At 41.9% G+C, this 14,570-nt stretch carries 14 protein-coding genes; 8 read left to right on the plus strand and 6 right to left on the minus strand.

The genetic code is table 11. The annotated features are described in order from the left end of the window. Positions 1–12 precede the first annotated feature (12 nt). Genes HMPREF9064_RS06305 through yciH form a run of 4 tightly spaced genes read left to right on the plus strand, consistent with a single transcriptional unit; the run spans position 13 to position 2,549 of the window. Positions 13–309 carry a LapA family protein gene (locus tag HMPREF9064_RS06305; RefSeq protein WP_006717608.1) on the plus strand — a complete coding sequence of 99 codons (297 nt, stop codon included), beginning with the start codon at positions 13–15 and terminating at the stop codon, positions 307–309. Beyond that, positions 309–1,499: a lipopolysaccharide assembly protein LapB gene (gene lapB, locus HMPREF9064_RS06300; protein WP_006717610.1), complete on the plus strand. Its 1,191-nt coding sequence runs from the start codon at positions 309–311 to the stop codon at positions 1,497–1,499. The genes HMPREF9064_RS06305 and lapB overlap by 1 nt, the downstream gene beginning before the upstream one ends. Before the next feature lie 33 nt (positions 1,500–1,532). Further along, positions 1,533–2,225, plus strand: a complete 693-nt coding sequence (pyrF, locus tag HMPREF9064_RS06295; protein WP_006717611.1) for an orotidine-5'-phosphate decarboxylase — start codon at positions 1,533–1,535, stop codon at positions 2,223–2,225. Positions 2,226–2,231: 6 nt separating this feature from the next. Beyond that, a complete protein-coding gene (yciH, locus tag HMPREF9064_RS06290) occupies positions 2,232–2,549 on the plus strand; it encodes a stress response translation initiation inhibitor YciH (protein WP_006717613.1) in 318 nt (105 codons plus the stop codon). Positions 2,550–2,580: 31 nt separating this feature from the next. Here yciH and HMPREF9064_RS06285 read toward each other — a convergent pair whose 3' ends face one another. From HMPREF9064_RS06285 to HMPREF9064_RS06265, 6 genes are all read right to left on the minus strand, one after another. After that, the gene (locus HMPREF9064_RS06285; protein ID WP_006717615.1) at positions 2,581–2,931 is read right to left on the minus strand and encodes a SirB2 family protein; all 351 of its coding nucleotides are present in this window, start codon (positions 2,929–2,931) and stop codon (positions 2,581–2,583) included. 60 nt (positions 2,932–2,991) lie between these two features. Further along, positions 2,992–5,649: a DNA topoisomerase (ATP-hydrolyzing) subunit A gene (gene gyrA, locus HMPREF9064_RS06280; RefSeq protein WP_006717618.1), complete on the minus strand. Its 2,658-nt coding sequence runs from the start codon at positions 5,647–5,649 to the stop codon at positions 2,992–2,994. 168 nt (positions 5,650–5,817) lie between these two features. Beyond that, entirely contained in the window at positions 5,818–6,258 is a 441-nt protein-coding gene (gene fur, locus HMPREF9064_RS06275) for a ferric iron uptake transcriptional regulator (RefSeq protein ID WP_006717619.1), read from the minus strand. Between the two features lie 19 nt (positions 6,259–6,277). Further along, positions 6,278–6,802: a flavodoxin FldA gene (fldA, locus tag HMPREF9064_RS06270; protein ID WP_006717621.1), complete on the minus strand. Its 525-nt coding sequence runs from the start codon at positions 6,800–6,802 to the stop codon at positions 6,278–6,280. 8 nt (positions 6,803–6,810) lie between these two features. Then, positions 6,811–7,089: a LexA regulated protein gene (ybfE, locus tag HMPREF9064_RS0109410; RefSeq protein WP_032998105.1), complete on the minus strand. Its 279-nt coding sequence runs from the start codon at positions 7,087–7,089 to the stop codon at positions 6,811–6,813. 118 nt (positions 7,090–7,207) lie between these two features. Further along, positions 7,208–8,008 (minus strand): alpha/beta fold hydrolase, encoded by an 801-nt coding sequence (locus tag HMPREF9064_RS06265; protein WP_006717625.1) that lies wholly within the window; start codon positions 8,006–8,008, stop codon positions 7,208–7,210. A gap of 86 nt (positions 8,009–8,094) precedes the next feature. Here HMPREF9064_RS06265 and seqA point away from each other — a divergent pair, with 86 nt between their 5' ends. The 4 genes from seqA to aroC are packed head-to-tail and all read left to right on the plus strand — an operon-like array spanning position 8,095 to position 14,564. Continuing rightward, positions 8,095–8,712, plus strand: a complete 618-nt coding sequence (gene seqA / locus HMPREF9064_RS06260) for a replication initiation negative regulator SeqA (protein WP_006717627.1) — start codon at positions 8,095–8,097, stop codon at positions 8,710–8,712. Positions 8,713–8,717: 5 nt separating this feature from the next. Continuing rightward, positions 8,718–10,139 carry an o-succinylbenzoate--CoA ligase gene (gene menE / locus HMPREF9064_RS06255; RefSeq protein WP_006717628.1) on the plus strand — a complete coding sequence of 474 codons (1,422 nt, stop codon included), beginning with the start codon at positions 8,718–8,720 and terminating at the stop codon, positions 10,137–10,139. A 2-nt stretch (positions 10,140–10,141) separates the two neighbouring features. Further along, positions 10,142–13,468: a mechanosensitive channel MscK gene (gene mscK / locus HMPREF9064_RS06250; protein ID WP_006717631.1), complete on the plus strand. Its 3,327-nt coding sequence runs from the start codon at positions 10,142–10,144 to the stop codon at positions 13,466–13,468. Positions 13,469–13,490: 22 nt separating this feature from the next. Continuing rightward, positions 13,491–14,564 carry a chorismate synthase gene (gene aroC, locus HMPREF9064_RS06245; RefSeq protein WP_006717633.1) on the plus strand — a complete coding sequence of 358 codons (1,074 nt, stop codon included), beginning with the start codon at positions 13,491–13,493 and terminating at the stop codon, positions 14,562–14,564. Positions 14,565–14,570: the final 6 nt, after the last annotated feature.

Below are 14,570 nucleotides of genomic sequence, written 5' to 3' on the forward strand. Positions count from 1 at the left end.
AGGAGAAAGAAAATGATTAAATATATTTTCGGATTAATCATCGTGTTAGCTATTGTGCTAGTTGCAGTCACCGTCGGTGCAAATAATGATCAAGTTATCACGTTCAACTATATTGTCGCACAAAGCCAATTCCAACTTTCTACCTTGGTTGCTATTTTATTCGGCTTAGGACTTATCCTTGGTTGGTTCATTACCGGTTTTTTCTACATCAAACTAAAACTTAAAAATATTGCATTAAATCGTCAGATCAAACGACAAACCCTACAAATTAATGAATTAACAAACAGTAGAGATAAGGTTTCTCAATAATGCTTGAATTGCTTTTCCTTCTTTTACCTATTGCTGCCGCTTATGGGTGGTATATGGGGCATCGTAGTGCTAAAAGGGATCAGGAGGACATAAGTAATAAACTTTCCCGTGATTATGTAACTGGGGTTAATTTCTTACTAGCTAATCAAACAGATAAAGCAGTTGATTTATTTTTGGATATGCTCCAAAAACAAGAAAGTGAAAATGAAATTAATAGTTCATCACAATTTGAGGCTGAGTTAACACTGGGAAATCTTTTTCGTTCGCGTGGCGAGGTAGATCGTGCATTACGAATTCATCAAGCATTAGATAACAGCCCATATTATACTTTTGAACAAAAATTGCTTGCTAAACAACAGCTTGCAAAAGATTTTATGGCGGTGGGTTTTTTTGATCGTGCTGAACATCTTTATATTTTAATGGTTGATGAGCCCGAATTTGCCGAGGCGGCATTACAACAACTGGCGATTATTTATCAAAAAACGAAAGAATGGAAAAAAGCCATTAACGTTGCTGAAAAGCTTGCAAAAATCTCTCCTAAAAAAAATCATATCGAATTGGCACACTATTATTGTGAATACGTGCGCAATTTACCCCAAGATAGCAAAGAAAACCCTCAACAGATTTTATTGCAAGCCTTAAAGGTTTCTCCTAGTTGTGCTAGGGCATCCATAATGCTTGCTGATTTAGCGATTAAACAAGAAAACTATAAAAGTGCGGTCGATATTTTAGAAAATATTTTGACGCAAAATTCTGATTATATAGGTGAAGTTTTAAACACCTTGAAATTCTGCTACCAAAAATTAAATCAGTTAGATAATTTTGAGTTATTTCTCATCAAAGCCAATCAAAAAAATCATAATAGTGCGGTATCCTTGATGTTAGCTGATCTTATTGAAGAAAAAGATGGGCTTGCTGCGGCACAACTTAAGCTTTACCAACAACTCCAACAAAATCCGGCTACGCCTATTTTTCACCGTTTTATTCAATATCAAATTGATGATGCAGAAAATGGAAGAGGGAAGGATAGTTTGATTTTGTTACATAAAATGGTGGGAGAGCGCATTAAACAAACTTTTGATTATCGTTGTAGTAATTGCGGTTATCAAACCCATAAATTAATTTGGTGTTGTCCCTCTTGTCGTCAATGGGAAACGATTAAACCGGTTAGCGCGATTGAACATGATTAGCCGCTAACATTGCTTATCTGTAAGGAGAAATATATGACAAATAAAGTCATCATCGCATTAGATTATGAAAAAGAAGTAGATGCTTTAGCGTTAGTTGATCAGCTTGACCCACAAAATTGTCGTTTAAAAGTCGGGAAAGAAATGTTTACCACTCTTGGAACAAATTTTGTGAAGCAATTACATTCGCGTAATTTTGATGTTTTCCTTGATTTGAAATTTCATGATATTCCGAATACCGTGGCAAGAGCGGTTCGTTCTGCAGCTGATTTAGGCGTTTGGATGGTGGACTTACACGCAAGCGGTGGTTTGCGCATGATGGAGGAAGCGAAAAAAATTCTTGAGCCTTATGGAAAAGATGCACCGTTATTAATTGGGGTGACTGTGTTAACGAGTATGGAAGATTTGGATTTATTGCAAATTGGCATTAATGCCTCGCCAATGGAACAGGTGATTCGTCTAGCGCATTTGACCCAACGTGCAGGTTTAGATGGCGTGGTATGTTCTCCGCAGGAAGTGGAAATTTTACGTCGTAACTGTGGTGAAAACTTCTTGCTTGTTACACCAGGGATTCGTCCGATTGGCGCCGATTTTGGTGATCAACGTCGTGTGATGACACCAGCTGCTGCCATTCGTTCCGGTTCTGATTATTTGGTCATTGGACGTCCAATTACGCAGGCTGAAAATCCGGCAGAGGTATTGAAAGCGATTAACGCTTCTATCGCGTAATTTATTATGACAAATCAATTAGTTTATTCTACTGAAGTAGGACGGATTAAAGCCGATAAACCGCAGGAAGAGATTCCACAAAGTGATGGTATCGTACGAATTCAACTGCAAAAAAGTGGCCGTAAAGGTAATGGTGTGAGCATTATTACCGGGCTTGCATTAGCCGAAACCGAATTGAAAACCTTAGCCGCGGAACTAAAAAAACGTTGTGGATGTGGGGGTTCAGTAAAAAATCATACTATCGAAATTCAGGGTGAAAAACGTGATTTACTGAAACAGCTGCTGGAAAATAAAGGCCACAAGGTGAAATTAGCCGGGGGATAAAAAAGTGGGTTTGATACCCACTTTTTTATTTTTAGTGAAAATAGCCGATTAGGATCGTGGCTATCAGTAATACAAGCGCCAAGAAGAAAAAGTGCGGTTGATTTTGCAATTGTTTTTTGCTGAAAAATTTTGCCGAGAAGATGACATAGCCGATCAATAATACCGTTTTCGCAATAATCCACACCGGTAAGCCGTAGTTAAACATAAATAGCATGATAATACCGCTTAAAATCAATAGAGTATCTATTAAGTGCGGTAGAATTTTCAACAATTTGACTGCTCGCCAGTCTTTCTTCGTTAACTGCATAGCACCACGAATAATGAGTAATCCGAGGCTGACGAAGGCACAAATAATGTGCAAATAAACTAAATAAATATCCATTTATCCCCCAATATTTAAGGCAGCAATAAAACACTGCTGCCTTAAAATGCTCTCATGTTGTTATTCTTCGGTATTTTCTACCGCACTTTCTTGTTCGCCTTCCTCGTCATCGACATCGCAGATACGCTCCAAGCTCACAACGTGCTCATTTTCGCTTGTGCGGATTAAGCGAACACCTTGCGTGTTACGTCCGACGATGCTGACCTCACTTACTCGGGTACGAACCAAGGTACCGGCATCGGTGATTAACATGATTTGGTCCGTATCAACCACTTGGGTTGCCGCAACGACTTTGCCATTACGTTCACTTACCTTAATGGAAATCACCCCTTTGGTATTACGGGATTTGGTCGGATATTCTTCTAATTTCGTCCGTTTGCCGTAGCCGTTCTGTGTTGCGGTGAGAATTTCACCGTCATTTTTCGGAATGACTAACGAAACGACTTTATCGATGTTGAGATCTAAGGTTTCTTCTGTGTTGTCATCAGAAACCTCTTCAATTTCACCCGCACTTTCATCGTCATTCAGATCATTGGTTAAGGCAAGTTTGATACCGCGTACCCCTGTCGCCAAACGCCCCATTGCACGGACAGCGGATTCGCTGAAACGTACCACGCGACCTTGGGAAGAGAACAACATGATTTCATTGTTGCCATCGGTGATATCGACACCGATCAATTCATCTTCATCGCGTAAGTTTAGCGCGATGATACCGCTAGAACGTGGGCGGCTGAATTCGGTTAACGCAATTTTCTTCACAATACCGCCGGCGGTTGCCATGACGACGAATTTATCTTCCTCGTAAGCGGTCACCGGTAAAATGGCGGTAATACGTTCATTTTCATTGAGCGGTAAAATATTGACGATTGGTCGTCCGCGCGAGCCACGGCTGGCTTGTGGAAGTTGGTATACTTTTAACCAATATAAGCGTCCACGGCTGGAGAAACAAAGAATGGTGTCATGGGTATTGGCAACCAAGAGTTTCTCAATGAAATCTTCTTCTTTCATTTTGGTCGCGGATTTGCCTTTGCCACCTCGGCGTTGTGCTTCGTAATCGCTAATTGGCTGATATTTCACATAACCTTCGTGAGAAAGTGTTACCACCACATCTTCTTGGGCGATTAAATCTTCTAAATTAATGTCGCCGGAAGCGGCCGTAATTTCTGTTCTGCGCGGGTCGTTAAATTGTTCGCGGATTTGTTCCAGCTCTTCACGAATCACTTCCATTAAGCGTTCAGGACTGCGTAGGATATAGAGCAATTCGCCGATGGCTTCCAATAATTTTTTGTATTCGTCTAGAATTTCGTCATGACCTAAGTTGGTCAATTTTTGTAAACGTAAATCTAAAATGGCTTGGGCTTGGACTTCGGTCAAATAATATAAACCGTCACGGATACCGTATTGTTCGTCTAAATCTTCCGGGCGAGCAGCATCGACACCGGTTGCTGCCAACATCTCTGCCACATGCCCAAGTTGCCATGGACGGGCAAGCAATTCACGTTTGGCGCTTTCCGGATTTGGTGCTTGACGAATTAGCTCAATAATTGGGTCCACATTGGCTAACGCAATGGCAAGACCTTCCAAAATATGGGTGCGTTCACGTGCTTTGCGTAATTCAAAGATGGTACGGCGGGTCACCACTTCGCGGCGATGTAACACGAATGCTTCAATGAGTTGTTTTAAATTCAAGAGTTTCGGCTGACCGTGGTCTAATGCCACGATATTAATCCCGAAAGTGACCTGCATTTGCGTGAGGGCATACAAGTTGTTTAATACCACTTCACCCACGGCATCGCGCTTGATTTCAATGACGATACGCATACCGTCTTTATCTGATTCATCACGTAAACCGCTAATGCCTTCAATTTTTTTCTCTTTGACGAATTCCGCAATTTTTTCGATTAATTTGGCTTTATTAACTTGATACGGAATTTCGTTAACGATGATGCTTTCACGGCCTTTTTCATCAGTTTCAATTTCCGCACGGGCGCGGACATAAATTTTACCACGACCGGTCTTATAGGCTTCTTCAATGCCTTTACGGCCGTTAATGAGTGCCGCAGTGGGGAAATCCGGACCGGGAATGTGACTCATCAATTCATCAATGGTGATATCGTTATTTTCGATATAAGCCAAGCAACCGTCTAATACTTCGCCTAGGTTGTGTGGTGGGATGTTGGTTGCCATCCCCACTGCAATCCCGGAGGAGCCGTTGACCAATAAGGCTGGGACTTTGGTTGGTAATACTTCAGGAATTTGTTCCGAACCATCATAGTTTGGCACAAAATTGACGGTTTCTTTATCGAGATCTGCCAATAATTCGTGGGCGATTTTGGTCATACGGGCTTCCGTATAACGCATCGCCGCCGGCGCATCGCCATCTACAGATCCGAAGTTACCTTGACCGTCCACTAACATATAACGCAAGGAGAAAGGTTGCGCCATACGCACCAAGGTATCATATACCGCGCTATCACCGTGCGGGTGGTATTTACCGATAACGTCACCCACAATACGTGCAGATTTACGGTAAGGTTTATTGTAGGCATTGCCCCCTTCGTGCATAGCAAATAACACGCGGCGGTGTACCGGTTTTAAGCCGTCACGTACATCAGGCAAGGCACGTCCTACAATAACGGACATGGCGTAATCGAGGTATGAAGATTTCAGCTCTTCTTCAATACTGACCGGCGTAATATCTTGGACGAAATCAGACATTTAGAACTTCCTAATCATTAAATTTAATAGTGAAAAAATTGGCGTAATTATAGCACAACAAGGCATTTTCCCCTAAGGAAAATCTTGTTTTTAGATGAGAAAAGTGCGGTAGGTTTTTGATGTGTTTTTAATATGAATAAGGCGGTTCGAAGACCGCCTTATTTGTGACTATTTTTTGTTATTTTCTGAACATTGATGGATATCGCTGCATTTTCCGTAAAGGTACAGGCTGTGGCTGGAAAGCTCAATGCCATGTTGTTTACTGATTTCTTTTTGGCGACTTTCAATTAATTCGTCATTGAATTCAAACACTTTTCCACAATCGGTACAAATAATGTGGTCGTGATGTTGTGTCGGTGCTAATTCGAAAACGGATTTATTCCCTTCAAAGTTGTGACGAATTAAAATTTTTGCTTCATCGAATTGGTTTAAAACACGATATACCGTGGCCAAACCGATGTCTGCACCATTTTCTAATAGCATTTTGTAAACATCTTCCGCAGAAAAATGCTGTTCACTGTGTTTTTGCATTAAAGCAAGAATCGTCAAACGGGGTTCAGTAATTTTTAATCCTGCTTTTTTTAATAATTTGATGTTTTCTTCAGACATAACAGCTCCTTTTTTGCTATTAAGCTAACTCAGCTAAACACATTTCGTCATAAACTTGTTTAACCCATTTGTTGACACGTTCAGACGTTAATTCCGGTTGACGATCTTCATCAATACATAATCCGACAAAGGTATTATCGTCAACTAATGCTTGTGATGATTCGAATGTATAACCTTCGGTTGGCCAGTGACCAACGATAATTGCACCGTGAGGTTCAACAATATTGCGTATTGTTCCCATGGCATCACAGAAATAATCGGCGTAATCTTCTTGGTCACCACAGCCGAAAATCGCAACAAGTTTATCAGTAAAATCAATTTGTTCTAATGTTGGGAAAAAATCATCCCAGTCGCATTGCGCTTCACCGTAATACCAAGTTGGGATACCAAACAGAAGAAAATCATACGCTTCGATATCTTCTTTGCTACTTTTTGCAATGTCACGAATATCAACTAATTCGCTACCTAATTGTTTTTGAATCATTTTGGCAATGTTTTCAGTATTGCCTGTATCACTACCATAAAATAAGCCGACAACAGCCATCTTGTTACCTATTTCTTAACGTTAAAATAATCTTGTAAAATTGTTACGATTAGCTCGGAACGATTCACGTTTCGAGTGGATGCTAAATCTTCTAGTTGTTGAACCAAATCCGCATGCAATTTCAATTCGACACGCTTTAATCCACAGGATTTATCACGTTTTAATTGATTGCGTTTATTAATACGAATTTGTTGCTCCCGACTCAGTGGATTGGTTTTCGGACGCCCAACTCTACGAATTTCACTAAATAAATCTAAAGTAATGCAGTCAGAATCTTGTTTTGCCATTTTGTTAACCACTGGCGTATTCATCACATCGAATAAAGAATTATTCAGAAAGTGATAATGATAAGCCACAACGAAATTTGTTGCGAACTATATCATAAATTCCACACCAAATGAAATTCTATTTAGATTCATCTGAGCTATTAATTCTATCTAAAAAATGCGTGATCGCGCGGATAACAAATTGCGGTTTTTCTGCGTGAACCCAATGCCCGCTGCCGTTGATGGTGAAGGAGGTCGCCTGTGGACATTGGGATAAAATGCGATTGGTATATTCGGGCAATATATAAGATGAATTGCCGCCTTTGATAAACAAACAAGGTTGTTTGATATGGCGAGATTCCCAGCCCATTAAGTGAGGGTAATTGCGCTTAAGTGCGGTCAAATTAAAGCGAAAATAATCGTTACTTGAGGCATCAAAGGATTTCAACATAAATTGTTGTACGCTTTCATCGCGAATATGCTGTGATAAAATGGGTTTAGCCTCTTGACGGGTATGGGGTTGAGCATTTTTTACAGCAAATAAACCGTTAAATACGTCATCGTGCCCATGTTCGCCATAAGCGACAGGTGCAATATCAATCACGACTAAGCCTTTGACGAATTTAGGGTAATTTGCGGCACAAACCATAGCGCTTTTTCCACCCATGGAATGCCCGACTAAAATCACTTCATGAATGCCCAAAGAATGAATCACGTCAACTACATCTTTCGCCATTAAATCATAATTCATGTCTTCGCTATGAAAACTCAAGCCGTGATTACGTAAATCCATCCGTAAAATAGAATAATCATCACTAAAGGCGCGAGCGATGATGCCCAAGTTATTCATATCGCCGAATAAACCATGAATGAACACCAAAACAGGTTTGTTAATTGCTTGTTTTAATTCATTAAATTGAAAATTGAGTAATTTTTTCATCGGCTAAATTTGGGGCTAGAGAATTTGCTAATAGCTCGCTATAATGTGCGAAAAGCTTAAATAGATCAAGCAAGTGGAGAAAGAAAATGAAAATTATCGAAGTGGACGAAGAGCTTTATCAATACATTGCCGGCAACACGCAATCTATTGGCGAAAGTGCATCGGATATTTTACGCCGTTTATTAAATCTTTCTCCGCGCAATGCTTATTTTAGTCTTCCGGAAAGTCAATCGACGACGGTCACTACGTCTTCCAATGAGTCAATTCAGATAGCGGAACAACCACCTGTTTTCGAAGAAGAAATTAACAAGCCGGTGATTAAAAAGCAATCCGATGAGGTTATGCAGAAAACCATCACAAAATTAGAAGCGTTACTCAACTCAGAAGCATTTAAACAAGAAAATAAAGCGGTCATTCGTTTCTTAAATATTCTGACAATTTTATATCGCACCAACCCGGAAGGGTTTGCCCTCGCCACCGAGTCATTGCAAGGGCGCACGCGCGTTTATTTTGCCCGTGATGAAGGCACCTTGTTAATGGCAGGGAATCATACGAAACCGAAACAAATTCCGGATACGCCGTATTGGGTGATCACAAATACCAACAGCGGTCGTAAAATGCTTATGTTGGAAGGCGCGATGCAGTCCATGCATTTGCCGGAACAATTAATTGATCAAGTGCGGTCATTTTTTACGGCAAATTAACGCTTATGGCACTGGGTCAGCAATTTGCACAATCTCCTTTATTTTCCAAGCGAATCGCCTTGCAAGTTTTGCAAGGCGACGCTTTTACATGGCCGCAACTCCTCGAAAAAACACAGCAAATCTCCACGTATTTACAACATCTTGGTGTGAAGCCACAAAATGGCATCGCATTGTGTGGGAAAAATCGCCTAGAACTGGTGTTATTTTATTTATCGGCGATTCAAATCGGTGCCCGCGTTTTAATGCTCAACCCCATGTTTCCACTGGAAAAACGTATTGCACTTTGCCAAGCCTATAATGCGGATTTTTTCTTTACCGCAGACCACGCAGAATGTGTTGCAGAATCCCAAAAGTGCGGTGAGATTTTCAGGTGTTTTTTTACTTTTTCGGATGCCATAAAGCAGGCAGAGAAAATAGACTCTTTCGGCGATTTTCCCGTTAATTTGACGCAACCGGCTACCATGACGCTCACATCAGGATCTACGGGCTTACCCAAAGCCGTTGTGCATAATGTGCAAGCACATTTGGCAAACGCTCAAGGCGTATGTGATTTAATGCAATTTGGTGCGGCAGATTCATGGTTGCTTTCATTGCCGTTATATCATGTTTCCGGTCAGGGAATTGTGTGGCGTTGGTTGACGACAGGGGCAACCTTGGTGTTACCCGGCGAAGATTTTTATGCGGCAGTCAATCAGGTGACTCATGTTTCTTTGGTGCCAACGCAAGTGCAACGCTGGTTACAGTATTTGCAAGAAAAACCAACGGCAATACAAACACGCGCTGTATTGCTTGGCGGGGCACATATTCCTTTAGCACTGACGCAAGCTTTGCAGCGTCTTGGCGTGAAAAGTTATTCCGGTTATGGCATGACAGAAATGGCCTCCACGGTGTTTGCTAAACAAAGTGATGAAAAAAACGGGGTAGGGCAGCCTTTAGCCGGACGTGAATACTGTTTGCACAATGAGGAAATTTGGTTGCGCGGTGCAGGCTTGGCGTTAGGTTATTGGCAAGAGGGCCGCATCGTTTCTTTTCTTAACGAACAAGGTTGGTTTGCCACGAAAGATAAAGGTATTTGGCACGACGGCGAACTTGTGATTTCAGGGCGAATTGATAATATGTTTATTTCCGGCGGAGAAAACATTCAGCCGGAAGAAATTGAAAAACTGATTTTACAGTCTGATTTAGTCAAACAGGTTTTTGTGTTGCCTGTCACCGATCCGGAGTTCGGTCAACGACCGGTAGCTATTGTGGAATGGCGAGAGCCGACAAAAAGTGCGGTGGAAAATCTGAAGGGATTTTTACAAGGGCGATTGGAACGTTTTAAACAACCTGTTGCCTATTATGAATTGCCGTTAAATTTAAGCGACGGTGCAATCAAAGTTTCTCGGAAAACGTTAGCAGGCTGGCTAGCGAAACAATTAGGATAAATATGAAAATAAAAACGTTTTTAACCGCACTTTGTGCTGCCTTATTTTTAAATATGGCGGTGTCACAAAGTGCCTTTGCCGATCAAAATACCCTGTCTTTGCCAACCGAAAAAAGTCTCAAGGCAGATCTTGCCGCAGCACAAAAAATGCCGGATGGTGATGAAAAACAAACGTTGGTCACAGACATTCAAACCTCTTTGGATTTATTGCAACAAATTCAAGCGCAGCAAAAGGCCAATGAGGCGCTACAAGCTACATTGAATGGGGCGGAAGCTGAGATTCAGAAGAATAATGCCGAATTACAAACGTTGAAAAAACAATTAAATACCGCCACAGCCGAGGATTATCAATCTCGCCACTTAGCGGATTTACAGGCTCAGCTTGAAAAATTAATCGAACAACAACAGGAAACGCAATCGGCGTTAGGGGCAGTGAATAGCCAATTGGCGGGGCAAAGCTCAGTATCCGAGCGGGCGCAAGCCACATTAACCGCCAATTTGAAGCGTGCGCAAGAGCTTAATCAAAAGCTTGGCGATAGTACGACTTCAGCAGCATTGAAACAGCAGGCTCAGTTAGAGTTACAACTGATTGATCTGAAAAATAATTACAATCAAATTTTGTTGAAAAACAGCGATCAGTTGACGGTGTTATATCAAAGCCGTTATGACTTATTAAACGCTCGTGCGCAAGTGCTACAACAACAGATTGCAGCCATTCAAGAGGCGATTAATCAACAGCATTTGGCACAAACACAAAATCAGGTTGATCAAGTACAGCAACAAAGTCAAAGTGCGGTCAAAAATAATTATATTCAGAAAGAATTGGAGCGTAATGCGCAACTGAGCCAATTTTTATTGGAACAAACGGAAAAAACCAACGCCTTGACGCAAGATGAATTGCGTATGCGTAGTGTGTTGGATAGCTTAACCCAAACGCAGCGCACCATTGATGAGCAAATTAGTGCGTTGCAAGGCACATTAGTGCTATCACGGATTATTCAACAACAAAAACAAAAATTACCGACAAACTTGAATATCCAAGAATTATCAAAACAAATTGCCGATTTGCGTGTACAAATTTTTGATATGACCCAACGCCGTAATGAGTTATACGATTTAGATGCTTACTTAGCGAAAGTTCAAGCGGATCAGAATCAAACCTTTACTGAGGCGGAAAAAACACAGCTCATCAATTTGTTGACAGAGCGCCGTAAAATTGCTTCAGATGTGATTAAGTCCTTAAATAATCAGCTGAATTTAGCGATTTCTTTAGAATTGACACAGCAACAAATTACGCAAATCAGTGATCAAATTCAAGCCAAATTGGATCAACAAAGCTTTTGGGTAAAAAGCAATAACCCGATTAATTTAGCGTGGTTTAAGAATTTACCTATGTCGCTTGGCGAGCAACTTGAGGGAATCAGTAAAAAATTAGGTTTTCCGAGTAATTTTGATAATTTGCCTTATTTGCTGACCTATGTGGCGATTTTAGTGCTTATTGGTGGCATTATCTTTAGATTTAAAACCTTTATTAAACAAAAATTAGCCTCTATCAACAGTGAAATTAATCGCCTTAGAACCGATAGCCAGTGGCACACCCCTATGGCGTTATTGTTTACCGGCATTATTTCGTTATCGTCAACATTATGGTTCTTGGCCGTTTGTCAGTTGTTTGGTTTCTTCTTCGTGAGAAACCCTGCGGAATTTTGGCAGTGGTCGTTGAGTATGGCGGCGTATTGGTGGTTTTTTACTTTTGTCCTTGCGGTGTTACGTCCAAATGGCATTTTGGTACACCACTTCGGTTTCACGCAGGATGCGGCTGAAAAACTGCAAGCCATTACAAAACGCATCATTGTTACCGTGGTGTTGTTATTGAATACTTCGGTATTTAGTGACGTAATGGAAAGCGGTTTGGCGGATGATGTGCTTGGAGAAGTGAATACCATCATCGCATTAGTTTTCTGTATCGTCATCATTGCACCACGTTTTAGCAAAGCGTCAAAAGCCTTTGGTCAAACAAGCCACGATCATCGCGATAAACTGCTTTTAAAAATTGTCCGCATCTTGTTGCAATTAGTGCCGGTCGGGTTAATCGTATTGGTGGTTCTCGGTTATTACTACACGGCACTAAACTTAATTAATCATATGATTAACACCTACATCGCTTGGGTGGTTTGGTCGTTGGCGCGCCATACGATATACCGTGCGATCACAGTATCTTCTCAGCGTTTGGCTTATCGTCGTTTACAAGAAAAACGTCAGCAAAAAGCGGCTGAGTTGAATGATGGTTCGCCTTCCGATGATGTTGTGGTGGTGAGCGAGCAAGAAGAAGGCATGGCGGTCAACCAAGTGCGCAGTCAGTTGTTACGTTTTGCCGATTTATTCATTTGGACGGCATTGTTTGCGATTCTCTATTATGTGTGGTCGGATTTAGTCACCGTAGCAAGTTACTTACGCGACATTACCTTATGGCAGCAAACAACGACAACAGAAGCCGGTGTGGTAACCGAAAGTATTTCGCTGTTTAACTTACTTGTTGCGTTAGTGATTATCGGTATTACTTACATTTTAGTGCGCAACTTGCCGGGGATTTTAGAAGTGTTGATCTTCTCCCGCGTGAAGTTATCACAAGGTACGCCTTATACTATCAACACGTTATTGACGTACACGTTAGTTGCCATTGGTGGGGCTTGGGCTTTTGCCACCTTGGGCATGTCATGGTCAAAATTGCAGTGGTTATTCGCCGCACTTTCTGTAGGTCTCGGTTTTGGTATGCAGGAAATTTTTGCGAACTTCGTGTCGGGTATCATTCTCTTATTTGAACGTCCGATTCGGGTTGGTGATACCGTGACCATTAACGATGTGACCGGCACGGTAGCGAAAATCCGTATTCGTGCGATTACGATTATCGATCCTGATCGTAAGGAAGTCATTGTACCAAATAAATCTTTCGTGACCGGACAGGTCATTAACTGGGCATTGTCTAACACGATTACTCGTGTGGTGATTTCCATTGGGGTGGCATATGGCTCTGATTTAGACTTGGTCAAACGTTTATTGCTAAAAGCGGCCTCAGAACAAGCTAATATTATGAAAGATCCGGAACCGCGCGCCTTATTCCTCAGTTTTGGCGCTAGCACTTTGGATCATGAATTACGAGTTTATGTTTCTCAAGTCTCTGAGCGCACCAATACCATTGATGCGTTAAACCGCCGTATTAACGAATTGTTTGCGGAAAATAACATTGAGATCGCTTTCAATCAGCTTGATGTCTTTATCAAAAATCAAGATACCGGCGCGATTATGCCGTTGGTGGAAGTGAAATCATAAATCGAATTAAAGAGAGAAGATTATGGCTGGAAATACGATTGGGCAATTGTTTCGCGTCACCACCTTTGGTGAATCTCATGGCATCGCATTAGGTTGTATTGTTGATGGTGTGCCACCAAATATGGCGCTTTCGGAAGCAGATATTCAGCCGGATTTAGATCGCCGTAAACCGGGTATCTCTCGTTACACGACGCCACGTCGAGAAGACGATGAAGTGCAAATTTTGTCCGGCGTCTTTGAGGGCAAAACCACCGGTACCAGCATTGGCATGATCATCAAAAACGGCGATCAACGCTCGCAGGATTATGGCGAAATCAAAGATCGTTTTCGCCCGGGGCATGCTGATTTCACTTATCAGCAAAAATACGGTATTCGTGATTATCGCGGTGGCGGTCGGTCTTCTGCTCGTGAAACCGCCATGCGTGTGGCGGCAGGCGCTATTGCAAAAAAATATTTACGTGAACAATTCGGCATTGAAGTGCGAGGCTTTTTAAGCCAAATCGGCAAAGTGAAAATTGCACCACAATCCCTTGAAAACATTGATTGGGCGGAAGTGAATAGTAATCCGTTTTTCTGTCCGGATAAAAGAGCGGTGGAAAAATTCGATGAATTAATTCGTGACTTGAAAAAGCAAGGTGATTCCATCGGCGCCAAATTAACTGTCATTGCCGAAAATGTGCCGGTGGGCTTAGGCGAACCGGTATTTGACCGATTGGATGCGGATTTAGCCCACGCTCTGATGAGCATTAACGCGGTAAAGGGCGTAGAAATTGGCGATGGTTTCGCCGTCGTAGAACAACAGGGCAGTGAACATCGTGACGAAATGACACCGGAGGGCTTTCTTTCCAATCATGCGGGCGGCATTTTGGGCGGTATCAGCTCAGGACAACCGATTATTGCGACCATTGCGTTAAAACCTACCTCTAGCATCACCCTTCCGGGGCGCTCAGTCAATCTTAATAACGAACCCGTAGAGGTGGTGACCAAAGGTCGTCATGACCCTTGTGTGGGGATTCGCGCCGTGCCGATTGCCGAAGCGATGATGGCGATTGTGCTATTAGATCATTTATTACGATTTCAGGCGCAGTGTCGATAATTTGCA

It is taken from the genome of Aggregatibacter segnis ATCC 33393 (genome assembly GCF_000185305.1).
In the GTDB taxonomy this organism is placed as follows: domain Bacteria; phylum Pseudomonadota; class Gammaproteobacteria; order Enterobacterales; family Pasteurellaceae; genus Aggregatibacter; species Aggregatibacter segnis.